Genomic DNA, 12675 nt, shown 5'->3' with positions numbered 1-12675 from the left:
TGTCCGACGGAAGTGGGGAGGTCGACCGGTAAATGGGTTTCTTTAGTGAGGAGAATCGCACGCTGGCGCGCGAGATCATCGGCCGCTACCCGAAGCGTCGCTCTGCGATGATCCCGCTCTTGCATGTCGCGCAGGCACAGGCCGGCTGGGTCTCCGAAGAGGCAATGGTCGAGATTGCTGAACTCGTCGACACCACGCCGGCCGAGGTGCTCGGCACCTGCTCGTTCTACGAGATGTTCAAGCGTGAGCCGGTCGGCAAGTACCTCGTGAACATCTGCGCCACGATGTCGTGTGCACTCGCCGGTGCTGCCGATCTCATGGAACACGCCGAGGAACGCTTGGGCGTGCGGATCGGCGGCACCACTCCCGACGGCATGTTCACACTGGCCTCCGCAGAATGCCAGGCCGCCTGCACCGAGGCCCCATGCCTGCAGGTGAACTACCGGTACCGCTACCGGTTCGACGCGACGCAGTTCGATCAGCTGATCGACGACTTGGCGTCGGGTGCCCTCGATGACGAGATCCCGTCGCACGGCGTCACCGCACGCATTCGGCAGCGCATCCCGGCCGAGCGAGCGGTCAGGGCCGTGCCGCCAGACGAAGTCCACGAAGCACCCGTATGGCTGGCGCCTTCAGCAGCAAACGGAGCGTCCGGCGGGGGAGCGGGCTGATGGCGTCGTACACGATTCCTCATGCACCCGGATTCGTGGCGAACGACTCGCCGCGCATCGTCACCGAGCGCTTCGACCATCCCGACAGCTACACGCTCGAGCGCTACCTGGCCACGGGCGGCTACGAAGGTTTGCGTGCTGCGCTGGAGCGCGCGCCGGCCGATGTCCACAGCGAGGTACGCGACGCGACCTTGCTGGGCCGTGGTGGTGCCGGCTTCCCTGCGGGGGTGAAGTGGGGCTTTTGTCCGCCAGGCGTGTGGCCCCGCTACCTCGTCGTGAACGGCGACGAGTCCGAACCAGGGACCTACAAGGACCGCCTGCTCATGGAGCTCGATCCGCACCAGCTCATCGAAGGTTGCTTGATTGCCTGCTACGCGGTGGGGCTGTCGCAGTGCTTCCTGTACATCCGCGGCGAGATGGCGCTGGCACAAGAACGTGTCGCGCGGGCTCTCAACGAGGCCTACGACGCCGGCTGGGTGGGCCGCAACATCTGTGGCACCGATTTCTCGGTGGACATCGTGCTGCACTCCGGTGCCGGTGCGTACGTCGTGGGCGAAGAAACCGCCCTCATCGAGAGCCTCGAAGGCAAGCGGGGCATGCCGCGGCTGAAGCCCCCGTACTTCCCGGCCGCGATCGGGCTGTACGGCCAACCCACCATCGTCAACAACGTCGAAACCCTCGCGAACCTGCCGTGGATCCTGCGCAATGGAGCGGCGGCTTTCACCGCCATCGGCACCCCCACCTCGCCCGGCACACGGATGGTGGCCGTGAGCGGGCACGTCCAGCGCCCCGGCGTCTACGAGATCACTAACGGCACCACCACGTTCCGCGATCTCATCTATGGCCCCGACTACTGCGGCGGTCTGCGCCCGGGCAGGGAACTGAGAGCCTTTGTGCCCGGCGGCGGTTCCGCGCCGTGGTTCACGCCCGCGCAGCTGGACCTGCCCTTCGAGGCGTCCGAAGTGGGTCCGCAGGGATCGATGCTGGGTTCGGGAGCGGTGATGGTGATGGACGACACCACCGACATCTGTGCCGCGGCGCTCACGCTGACGAAGTTCTATGCCCATGAGTCATGCGGCAAGTGCGTGCCGTGCCGGGAAGGTGCGACCTGGTTGGAGCGGGTGCTGCGGCGAGTCTGCGACGGCACAGGCACGCCGCGCGATCTCGACCTGCTGTTCGAGGTCGGAGCCTCGATCTGCCCCGGCGATTTCCCGCACGCTGCCGTGCCTGAACGCGGCCTCGAACCGAAGCCGTTCCCGTACCAGATGACGACCATCTGTTTCGTGGGCCCGTCGGCCTTCGCACCAGTGCACTCAGCGATGACGCTGTTCCCGGAGGAATTCGAGACCCGGGTGGCGCCGAACGCCCACCTCGACGCTGAGTTGTCGGGCAGCCCGCAATCGAACTCAGTCTCGGAGGTGGCCATCCGTGTCTGACGCCACTGCTGCCCAAGCGGCACCGAGCACGATCGAGGTGACGATCAACGGCATCGCCGTCGATGCGCGGCCGGGCGAACTCGTCATTGCGGCTGCGGACCGCGCCGGGGTGCACATCCCGCGGTTCTGTTACCACGAGCGGATGAGCCCGGTGGGCATGTGCCGCATGTGCCTCGTCGAGATCGACACCGGTCGTGGGCCCCAGCTGCAACCCTCCTGCGTGGTCTCGGTCTCGCCGCAGATGGTGGTCGACACCACCAGCGAGCGCACGCAGCGGGCACAAGAAGGCGTGCTGGAGCTGCTGCTCATCAACCACCCGCTGGACTGTCCGGTTTGCGACAAGGGCGGCGAGTGCCCGTTGCAGGACCAGACCATGGCCTACGGCCCGGGCGAGTCCCGCTTCGTCGAGGAAAAGCGGCACTTCGAAAAGCCGATCCCTATCTCCGACCTGGTGCACCTTGACCGGGAGCGCTGCATCCTGTGCGACCGCTGCACCCGATTCGCAGACGAGGTGGCTGGCGACCCGCTCATCGATTTCACCGAGCGTGGCAACGAGACCCAAGTGCTCACGTTCCCCGGCGAGCCCTTCTCGTCGTACTTCTCGGGCAACACGGTGCAGATCTGTCCCGTCGGCGCGCTGACCGCAGTGCCGTACCGCTTCAAGGCGCGGCCGTGGGATCTGATCCAAACCGAGTCCACCTGCACGACGTGCGCAGTCGGCTGCCGGATTGCGGTCCAGTCGTCGCGAAATGAACTGGTGCGCTATCTGGGGGTTGACATCGACCCGGTGAACCATGGCTGGCTGTGCGACAAGGGCAGGTTCGGCTACGGCTCGGTCGCAAGCCCCGATCGGGTGACGACGCCGCTGGCTGCCCGTGCGCCATCGGCTGCCGGTACTTCCGAACTCGCCGATGCTGAGCCGCTGCGTCGCTTTCAGCCGACCGACTGGGCGAGCGCCCTTGGCGCTGTGGCCGCCGCCGTGACCGCCGCCCGACCGGGAACGATTGCCGTTCTCGGCGGAGCCCGCGGCACCAACGAAGACGCGTACGCATGGTCGAAGCTGGCACGCACGGTGCTGCGAACCGATCACCTCGACGCTCAGCTGGGCGACGGTTTGCCCGCGGAGCTTGTCGTCGGCCTGCCGGGCGCGACGATCGACGACGCATGCAGCGCTGACACCACGCTGCTGGTGTGCGGCGACCTTCGCGAGGAGCTGCCGGTGCTGCACCTGCGGCTGCGCGGCGCAGCACGAGCGGGCACGACTCGCCTGGTCGAGATTGCTCCGACCGAAACCGGTCTGACCCGCAATGCAGCGCGGAGCGAGGAGTGCCGCGGCGGCGAGGCCGCATCGGTGCTGCGGGACTTGCTCGACGGCGACGATCCGTTGGCTGCCGAGCTGGCGTCGGGATCGGTCGTGGTGGTGCTGGGCCGTTCGTCGGTCGCGGAGTCCGCCGAGGCAACGGCCGAGGCGGCTTCGGTCATCAGTGCTCGCGTCCCCCACGCCCGCTTTCTCGTTGCTGCACGCCGCGGGAACGTTCGTGGCGCGCTCGACATGGGCCTGGCGCCAGGGCTGCTTCCGGGGCGCACGCTGAGCACTAGCCCGTCGCCGACTTTGACGGCAGCGTGGGGCGAGCTGCCCACTGAACGCGGGTACGACGCAGCGGGGATCCTCTTGGCGGCCGCTTCAGGAGAGATCGACGTGCTCTTCCTGCTCGGCGCGGACCCCCTGACCGATTTCCCCGACAGCATGCTGGCGCGCCTCGGCGTGGCGGGCGCGGGCACGGTCGTGGCGGTGGATTCGTTTGTGAGCCAGTCCGTAGCAGAAGCCGACATCGTTCTGCCTGCCGCTGTGTTCGGAGAGAAGTCAGGCACTACGACCAACCTGGAGGGACGCGTCTCGGCCGTCGGCGAGTTGGTGACTGCACCCGGCTCGGCCCGTCCCGACTGGATGATCGCCGCCGAGCTGGCGGTGCTCTGCGGGGGGGACCTGGGCTTTTTGTCCACGGAGGACGTCACCGCCGAGATTGCCGCCCTGTGCGCCACGCACGCTGGAGCGACCGGCGCTGAGCTTGGGGCTGACGGCGTGGTTGCATCGGGAGCGGCTTTCGAGCCCGAGTTCCCGGCTGAACACGTCGCACCACCTCGAGACGCATATGGCCTCCGGTTGGTGTGCGGTCGCAAGCTCTACGACGGAGGGGTGGCCGTCAATCAGACGCCGGCGTTGGCGTCGCTGCAAGCCGACACGGTCCTGCGCGTGCACCCGGTCGACCTGGAGCGTGTCGGCGTCGACTCGGGAACTGAGGTCGAAGTTCACTCTGAGCGCGGTGCGCTGCGGTTGCCGATCGTGGCTGATTCCGGCGTCGCTCGTGGGAACGTCGTGCTGGCGTTCCCCTCGTCTGATGTCGACGTGGGCGCTCTGATCGACGCGACTGCTCCGGTCACCGACGTGCGGGTCGAGACCCGAGCGGGCGGTGGGGCCTTGCGATGACGGGTGACCCTCTGTTCGCGGACGGGGTCGACTGGGGCGACATCGCCGTCATGGGCGTCAAGATCCTGGTGGCCTTCGGTGCCCTGCTGGTCGCCACCATGTTCATGATCTGGTTCGAGCGCAAGCTGATCTCGGACATGCAGCACCGCATCGGTCCCAATGTGGCCGGACCGTGGGGCCTGCTGCAGGCCTTCGCCGACGGTGTCAAGTTCTTCTTCAAGGAAGATCTCCGCCCGGCCAACGCAGACCCGCTTGTCTTCCGGCTGGCGCCCTACATCTCAGCGGTTACTGCGTTCGTCGCATTCGCGATCGTGCCGGTCGGCGGCGTGTTCACCGACACCGGGTCCGCAGCAGGTGCGCCCCGCACGGGCACGGTCACGCTCTTCGGCAAGGAGACCATTCTGCAGGTGGCCGACCCGCCGGTCGGCATCTTGCTGCTGTTGGCCATGTCCTCGGTGGCCGTGTACGGCGTGATGCTGGCGGGCTGGTCGTCGGGATCTAAGTACCCGCTCATCGGCTCAGTTCGCGCGTCGGCGCAAGCCATCTCCTACGAGGCGGCGTTGGGCATGGCGGTAGTGGCGGTGGTGATCGGCGCAGGGACGCTCTCCACCCAGGGAATCGTGGCGAAACAAGCCGGTGGTGTGAACACCTGGTTCGTGATCTCCAGCGGCATCGTGCCGTTCGTGGTGTTCCTGATTGCTGCAACTGCAGAGCTGAACCGCCCGCCGTTTGATTTGGTCGAAGCCGAGCAGGAGCTGGTCGGCGGATTCCACACCGAGTACTCGTCGATCCGCTTCGCCCTGTTCTTCCTTGCCGAGTTCATGAACGTCATCACGATGTCGGCGATCATGGTGACGCTGTTCTTCGGCGGACCGGCCGGACCCGTCTTTTTCGGCTGGACCTGGCTGTGGCCGACAGTGTGGTTCTTGGTCAAGGTGCTGGCGTTCCTGTTCATGTTCGTCTGGTTCCGAGCCACGCTGCCGAGGCTGCGTTACGACCAATTGATGTCGCTGGGCTGGAAAGTGCTCATCCCCGTGATGCTGTTCTGGCTGATGTTCCTGGGTCTGCGACAGCTGGCCAACGAGGAGGGCTGGAGCCAGATTTGGACATTGATCGCAAGTGCGATCGGATTCGCGATCGGATGGGCGCTGCTGTCGGCGGCGCTGCGGGCCGCCAAGCGAAATGTCGGCGACGTCACAGACGAACCGCCACCCCGCCTCAGCTCGAGAGAGGGACGCTGATGGGCTACCTCGACGGCTTCAGGGTTACGTTCGCCAAGCTCTTCGATGAACGGGTCACCACCGAGTACCCGCACGAGAAGCGACCGAAACCGCCGCGCTTCCACGGGCGTCATGTGCTCAATCGGTACCCGGACGGCATGGAGAAGTGCATCGGGTGCGAGTTGTGCGCCGGGGTGTGTCCGGCTCGTTGCATCTACGTCCGTGGGGCGGACAACCCGCCTGACGACCCGGTGTCTCCGGGGGAGCGCTTCGGCTACGTCTACGAGATCAACTACCTGCGCTGCATCCACTGCGACCTGTGCGTGGAAGCGTGCCCGACCGAAGCGATCACCGAGACAAAGGTCTTCGAGTTCAGCTTCCCCACCCGGCGCGACGCCATCTACACAAGAGACGAACTGCTCACCGACGACGACGGTCGGCCCCGGCGCCAGCCGTGGGAACTGTGGCACGAAGGCGACGACGAGCACACCTCGGGCTGGATGCGGGCTACGTCGCCCTCAGGCCAGCCGGAGTACGAGGGGCGCGTTGGGTGGAGCAGTGAGCTGGGATACGGCGTGAGAGCGCCCGAGCAAGGCCAGCACGCCGACTACGACGTCGCCGATGACGATGAGACTCCTGAAGACGACGGGTCCTCCGACATCGACGAACCCTCCGACACCGACAGTCACAGCGGCAGCCATGCAACGGGGGGCCACCACTGATGGTTGAAGTGGTCGTGTTCGCGGTGGCTGGTGCCGCATGCCTCATCGGCGCGCTCGGCGTGGTGCTGTCGCGCAATCCGGTGCATGCGGCGCTCATGCTCGTGATGACGCTGTTCGGAATAGCTGTGTTGTTCGTCGCGCAGCAGGCGCACTTCATCGCGGCTGTGCAGGTCATCGTCTACGCGGGCGCCATCGTCGTGCTCTTCCTGTTCGTCATCATGCTGCTCGGCGTCGATCGAGCGGCCGAGCTGTCACTGGGGGCGCTGCCGGCGCAGCGCTGGACTGCAGCTGCGTTCGGCATCGGCGGCGCCGCTGTGCTGGTCTGGCTGGTTGCGGCTGTCGACCGTCTGTTCATGGGTGCTCATTCCTATGAACTCGAGAAAGCGGGTGTTCTCGGCAACGAGGTTGAGCCCGCCGCCACGAGCTACCTCACCGACGTCGGCGCCATCGCCCGGTCGCTGTTCTCGGAGTACGTGTACGCGTTCGAGCTGACGTCACTGCTGCTCATCGTGGCGGTCATCGGCACGGTGATCCTGGCCCGGCGCAGCGGATACGGCGATGCGCACAGCGCGCAGAGTGACCCGACACCGCAGGAGGCTCGTCGATGAGCGGCCTCGAGGTAACGACCGGCTGGTACTTGACGCTCGGTGCGATGTTGTTCCTCATCGGCGGCACCGGGCTGCTGCTGAGGCGCAACCCGCTGATCATGCTCATGTGCGTCGAGCTGATGCTGAACGGTGTCAACCTCAGCTTCATTGCCTTCGCCGATCGTTTCGGCGATGTGCATGGGCACACGGTGGTGCTGTTCGTCTTGGTCGTCGCAGCCGCCGAAGTCGTCGTGGGTCTCGGCTTGGTGGTGGCGGTGCTACGAGCCTCGCCCCGCGCGACGGCGGACGATCTGTCGGCTTTGAGGGGCTGAGGCAATGGTCTCGGTGGTCTGGCTCATCCCCGCGCTGCCCCTCGCGGGGTTCGCGATTCTCCTGCTGGCAGGCCCGCGTCTGGGCGAGCCCCGGGCTGGCTGGCTGGCCACTGCAGCTAGCGCTGGGTCGTTCGTGCTTACCCTCATCACGTTCGGCGGGCTGCTGGGTCTCGATTCAGCGGCCGAGGGCGGTGCCGGTGGGCACGGCGGGCGCTGGTTCATCTCGACGCTGTTCGAGTGGATGCCAATTGGAGGTCTCGAGGTAGACGCAGCGCTGCTGGTGGACCCGCTCTCGATGACGATGGCGCTGTTCGTGACCGGCGTCGGGACGCTCATCCACCTCTACTCAGTCGGCTACATGGCGGGCGACCCGAAGTACTCCAAATTCTTCCTGTACCTCAACCTGTTTCTGTTCTCGATGCTCATGCTGGTGCTGGGCGAGAACCTCGTGGTCACTTTCCTGGGCTGGGAAGGCGTGGGCACCTGTTCGTACTTGCTGATCTCGTTCTGGCACGAGCGGCCTACTGCTGCAACCGCCGGCAAGAAGGCGTTCGTCACCAATCGCATCGGTGACTTCGGCTTCATGGTGGCCATGTTCCTGCTGTGGACCACGCTGGGCACGGTGTCCTACACCGGGCTCGCGGCCGCCGCGCCATCGCTGGCCACCGGAACCGCAACCGCGGTGTCGCTGCTGCTCTTGCTGGCCGCTGCGGGCAAGTCGGCGCAGCTGCCGCTGTACGTCTGGCTGCCCGATGCCATGGAAGGCCCCACACCGGTCTCCGCGATGGTGCATGCCGCCACGATGGTGACCGCCGGCGTGTACCTGCTGGTGCGGCTCAACCCGGTGCTGACCGATACGGCACTGCTCATCATCGCCATCGTGGGTGCGGCCACAGCGCTCTTTGCTGCGCTGGCCGCCGTGGCTCAGCACGACATCAAGAAGGTGCTGGCGTACTCCACCATCAGCCAGCTGGGCTATATGTTCCTGGCGATCGGCTCGGGAGCGTACGTGGCGGCGATCTTCCACGTGGTCACGCATGCGTTCTTCAAGGGGTTGCTGTTTCTGGGCTCCGGCTCGGTCATCCATGGCCTCGGAGACGAGCAGGACATGCGCCGCATGGGCGGCCTGCGGTTAGCCATGCCCATCACCGCGGTCACGTTCATCGTGGGCTGGCTGGCGATTGCCGGTGTGCCGCCGCTGTCGGGCTTCTGGTCGAAGGACGAGATCCTGCTTGCCGCGTGGGAGCAGCCCGACATCGGGCCCCTGCTGTGGATTGTGGGCCTGGTCACCGCCCTGCTGACCGCCTACTACATGAGCCGCCAGACCTTCCTGGTGTTCTTCGGCGGCCAGCGTTGGGACGATGACGTCCACCCGCACGAGTCGCCGGCCACCATGACGCTGCCGCTCGTGGTGCTGGCCGGTGCGGCGGCCATCGGCGGTGTCGTGAACCTGCCGCTGGTGGGCGACTGGCTGGTGCTTGAGCACTTCCTGGAACCGGTCCTCGCTCACCCGCTCCACTTCACCTCGGGTCCTGTCACGAAGGTGCTCTTGGCGTGCACTGCGATTGTCGTGGCACTCATCGGTGTCGCCATTGCGGTGTTGGCGTGGCTGCGCTCGCGTATCCCGACCGATCAGCTCGAACCTGCTCTGCTCGAGAACGTCTTCTACGTCGACGCCACGATCTCCAACTTCGTGGGCGGGTCCGGAACTGCCGCATTCGAAGCAGCCGCCACTGCTGACCGGCGTTTCGTGGACGGTGCCGTCAACGGGGTCGCGCGACTGGTTCGCATGATCGGCGAAGCCGTTCGGCCGCTGCAGTCGGGCTACCTGCGGCACTACGCGTCAGGTGTGGCGGTCGGCGCGATCATCCTCGTCGTCTGGCTCGCGTTGCGGGGCGTCTCATGAGCATGAGCAGCCTGCTCGCCGCTTCGGGTTCGGGCAGCGATTTCCCGCTGCTGAACGCGCTGATCTTCGTGCCGGTCGTGGGTGCGCTGGTGGTGGCGCTGCTGCCGCGGAGCCGCCCCGACCTCGCCCGCCCGATCGGCACGCTCTTCGCTGCGATCGGCGGGGCGCTGGCGTTGGCGCTGGCATGGCAGTTCGACACGAGCGCCGCAGCCGCCCAGCTCAGCAACGGCGATCCGGCGTTCCAGTTCGAAAGCACGGTGTCGTGGATCCCGGCGCTCGGCATTTCGTGGAAGGTCGGCGTCGACGGCATCTCGTTGTGGCTGGTGGTGCTGACCAGCGTGATCGTGCCGATCGTGCTGGCGGGGGTAGACCCGCATCACAATCCCAAGCCCTACACGGCGTGGATGCTGCTGTTGCAGGCCGGTTCGGTCGGCGCGTTCGTGGCGCTCGACCTGTTCCTGTTCTTCGTGATGTTCGAAGTCGTGCTGGTGCCGATGTACCTGCTGATCGCCGGCTGGGGCTACGAGGGACGCCGCTACGCCGCCACGAAGTTCTTCATCTACACGATGTCTGGCTCGGCGCTGTTGCTCGTGGCGATCGTGGCCACCGCCGTGCTCGGCAAACCCGACAGCGGCATCACCTTCGACCTCGTGACGCTGGCTGAAGGCCAGCACCTGGCGACCAACACCGCACGCCTGTGCTTCGTGGCGTTTGCGATCGCCTTCTTGGTGAAGGTGCCGGTGGTGCCGCTGCACACCTGGCTGCCCGATGCGCACACCGAAGCACCCACGGCGGGTTCAGTGGTGCTGGCGGCCGTGCTGCTGAAACTGGGCACCTACGGCCTGCTGCGATTTGGCCTGTACCTGTTCCCGGAGGCTGCCGACTGGGCTGCGCCCGTGCTGGTCACCGTGGGCGTAGTGGGTGTCATCTGGGGTGCGATCACGGCTGCCATGCAGCGCGACCTCAAGCGGCTCGTGGCGTATTCCTCGGTGGCGCACATGGGCTTCATCGTGCTGGGCATCTTCGCCTTCACTGCCCAGGCCGTCGGCGGCGGGGTGATCCAGATGGTGAACCACGGCATCAGCACCGGTGCCTTGTTCCTGCTGGTCGGGATGCTGTACGAGCGGCGCCACACCCGCCAGATCGACGAGCTGGCGGGCATCCAGTCGGCGGCGCCGGTCTATGCCGGTGTGTTCACGCTGATGATGCTGTCGTCGGTCGGCGTGCCGGGCCTGAACGGTTTCGTCGGCGAGTTTTTGATTTTGATCGGTTCGTTCGAGACGCGGCGCTGGTGGACGATCATCGCTGCCACCGGGGTGATCCTCGCGGCGCTGTACCTGCTGTGGGCGTACCAGCGTGTGTTCCACGGCCCGCCCACCGCGGCCGACCGCCAGACCGCCGATTTGCGCCGGGGCGAGTTGCTCACGCTGGCACCGTTTGTCATTGCCGTGGTTGCCCTCGGCGTGTATCCAAAGCCGCTGCTCAACGCCGTCGAGCCCGCGTCCGACAACCTGCTCGAGCACTTCGCCGAGCACAGCGGCTTCGACCTGCCCGCGCCCAATGACCCGGTCGAGGTTCCTGCTTCAAGTGAGCACTCTGATGCTCCCCATTCCGATGCTCCCCACGACGAGGACCGTCACTGATGACGTCGCTCGAAGGGCCGTTCGTCGCTCCGGCGGTCGACTGGTGGGTGCTCGTCCCGCAGATCATCCTCGTCGGCGCCGCGCTGGGACTGCTGCTGGCGTCCTCGCTGACAACCCGGGCGTTGCCTGGATGGGTATCCACGGTCATCTCGATCTCAACCGGCGCGGCCGCGGCCATCGTGGCAGCCATCCAGTGGAGCCTGTGGGGGTCCACGCCTCGACTCACGCTGGCAGGCGCATTCGTAAGCGACGGCTTCAGCCTCCTGCTCACGGTGCTGGTCGGCGCGGGCGTGGTCATGACGGCGCTCATCGCCCATTCCGCGCTCGACCGGTACGCCATGTCGCCTCCCGAGTTCGCAGCGCTGCTGCTGGCGTCTGCAGCCGGTGCCGTCGTCATGGCTGGCGCGAACGACCTCATCGTGCTGTTCCTCGGCCTCGAATCCCTGTCGATTGCCCTGTACGTACTGATCGCGCTGGCAGGCCGGCGAGCCTCGGCACGCGAGTCAGCGATGAAGTACTTCGTGCTGGGGGCGTTCAGCTCGGCGTTCTTCCTCTACGGCATCGCGCTGGTCTACGGCTCCACGGGCAGCACAAACCTCAGCAGGATCGGCGACTTCCTCTTCGACTCGGTTCGGTACGACGCCGACTACCTCCGCCTGCAATACGACTACCTGCTGCTCGCCGGTATCGCGCTGCTGCTCGTCGGCTTGGGGTTCAAGGTGGCCGCTGTCCCATTCCACTTCTGGGCACCCGACGTGTACGAGGGTGCGCCCAGCCCCGTGACCGGCTACCTGGCATCGATCGCCAAGGCAGCGGGCTTTGCCGCGATGGCGCGCGTGCTGTACGTGGCTGTCGGGGAGCAGAGCGTCGCCTGGACCCCGATCCTCGTCGGTTTGGCGTTCGCCACCCTGGCAGTAGGCGCGGTCATGGCCATCTGCCAGACCGACGTCAAGCGCATGCTGGCGTTCAGCTCCATCAGCCATGCCGGATTCGTGCTCGTCGGATTGTCAGCAGTCGAATCGGGAGATGGGGTCTCGTCGGCCGTCTTCTACCTGGTCGCCTATTCGTTCATGGCGATGGGCAGCTTCGCGGTGCTGTCGGTGTTCGGTACTGAACCTCGATCACTGGAACCCGACCCGAGCCCCCATTCCCTCAGTCACTACAGCGGGCTGGCACGTCGCCGACCCGTTCTGGCGCTCGCCTTTGCGGTGCTGCTGCTGGCACAGGCAGGTGTGCCGCTGACTGCGGGCTTCGTGGCGAAGTTCGAGGTCATCCGCGCAGCGATCGGCGCTCGTGGCTACATCCTGGCTGCGGTTGCCATGGTCACTGCCGTTGTGGGCGCCTTCGCCTACCTGCGCGTCGTGCTGACCATGTACGCCCCTGAGGGACCGGTTGATGACGGCGACAGCATTCCCGCCGCCCGGGCCAGCCGACCGCGCTGGGGAGGCCTGCCCCTCACCTCTGTGTTGGCCATCACGCTTGCTGTTGCAGTCACCTTGGTTGTCGGCGTCCTTCCCCAGACGCTCCTTGAGTGGAGCAGCGATGCCGTCCTGTCGATCATCCCGTAACCAGTCGATGTTCCGAGTTGAGGTGCGGAGCCAAGCCCCCAACGACAGAGAAACCAGCCGATGGGTGCCATCGCGGGACAAACCGGCCCTGGGTGTGGCTAC

10 protein-coding genes are annotated in these 12675 nt (G+C 66.3%); all 10 read left to right on the top strand.

Annotated features, from left to right (window positions below; all coding sequences use genetic code 11):
* Positions 1-32: 32 nt before the first annotated feature.
* The 10 genes from nuoE to ACOCMM_RS00265 are packed head-to-tail and all read left to right on the top strand — an operon-like array spanning position 33 to position 12573.
* Entirely contained in the window at positions 33-671 is a 639-nt protein-coding gene (gene nuoE / locus ACOCMM_RS00310) for an NADH-quinone oxidoreductase subunit NuoE (RefSeq protein WP_419551230.1), read from the top strand.
* Positions 671-2107 (top strand): NADH-quinone oxidoreductase subunit NuoF, encoded by a 1437-nt coding sequence (gene nuoF, locus ACOCMM_RS00305; RefSeq protein ID WP_419551229.1) that lies wholly within the window; start codon positions 671-673, stop codon positions 2105-2107. The genes nuoE and nuoF overlap by 1 nt, the downstream gene beginning before the upstream one ends.
* Positions 2100-4595: an NADH-quinone oxidoreductase subunit NuoG gene (gene nuoG / locus ACOCMM_RS00300; protein WP_419551228.1), complete on the top strand. Its 2496-nt coding sequence runs from the start codon at positions 2100-2102 to the stop codon at positions 4593-4595. Before nuoF ends, nuoG begins: the two co-directional genes overlap by 8 nt.
* Positions 4592-5836: an NADH-quinone oxidoreductase subunit NuoH gene (nuoH, locus tag ACOCMM_RS00295; RefSeq protein ID WP_419551227.1), complete on the top strand. Its 1245-nt coding sequence runs from the start codon at positions 4592-4594 to the stop codon at positions 5834-5836. The genes nuoG and nuoH overlap by 4 nt, the downstream gene beginning before the upstream one ends.
* The gene (nuoI, locus tag ACOCMM_RS00290) at positions 5836-6537 is read left to right on the top strand and encodes an NADH-quinone oxidoreductase subunit NuoI (RefSeq protein ID WP_419551226.1); all 702 of its coding nucleotides are present in this window, start codon (positions 5836-5838) and stop codon (positions 6535-6537) included. Before nuoH ends, nuoI begins: the two co-directional genes overlap by 1 nt.
* Positions 6537-7145: an NADH-quinone oxidoreductase subunit J gene (locus ACOCMM_RS00285; RefSeq protein WP_419551225.1), complete on the top strand. Its 609-nt coding sequence runs from the start codon at positions 6537-6539 to the stop codon at positions 7143-7145. Before nuoI ends, ACOCMM_RS00285 begins: the two co-directional genes overlap by 1 nt.
* Positions 7142-7456 (top strand): NADH-quinone oxidoreductase subunit NuoK, encoded by a 315-nt coding sequence (gene nuoK / locus ACOCMM_RS00280; protein ID WP_419551224.1) that lies wholly within the window; start codon positions 7142-7144, stop codon positions 7454-7456. The genes ACOCMM_RS00285 and nuoK overlap by 4 nt, the downstream gene beginning before the upstream one ends.
* A 4-nt stretch (positions 7457-7460) precedes the next feature.
* The gene (gene nuoL, locus ACOCMM_RS00275; protein WP_419551223.1) at positions 7461-9362 is read left to right on the top strand and encodes an NADH-quinone oxidoreductase subunit L; all 1902 of its coding nucleotides are present in this window, start codon (positions 7461-7463) and stop codon (positions 9360-9362) included.
* Positions 9359-11005, top strand: coding sequence for a complex I subunit 4 family protein (locus ACOCMM_RS00270; RefSeq protein ID WP_419551222.1), 1647 nt, complete (start codon positions 9359-9361; stop codon positions 11003-11005). The genes nuoL and ACOCMM_RS00270 overlap by 4 nt, the downstream gene beginning before the upstream one ends.
* Positions 11005-12573, top strand: coding sequence for an NADH-quinone oxidoreductase subunit N (locus ACOCMM_RS00265; RefSeq protein WP_419551221.1), 1569 nt, complete (start codon positions 11005-11007; stop codon positions 12571-12573). The genes ACOCMM_RS00270 and ACOCMM_RS00265 overlap by 1 nt, the downstream gene beginning before the upstream one ends.
* Positions 12574-12675: the final 102 nt, after the last annotated feature.

The organism is Candidatus Poriferisodalis sp. (assembly GCF_965198245.1).
In the GTDB taxonomy this organism is placed as follows: Bacteria; Actinomycetota; Acidimicrobiia; order Acidimicrobiales; family Poriferisodalaceae; genus Poriferisodalis.
This window is presented reverse-complemented; position numbering and strand designations above follow the sequence as displayed.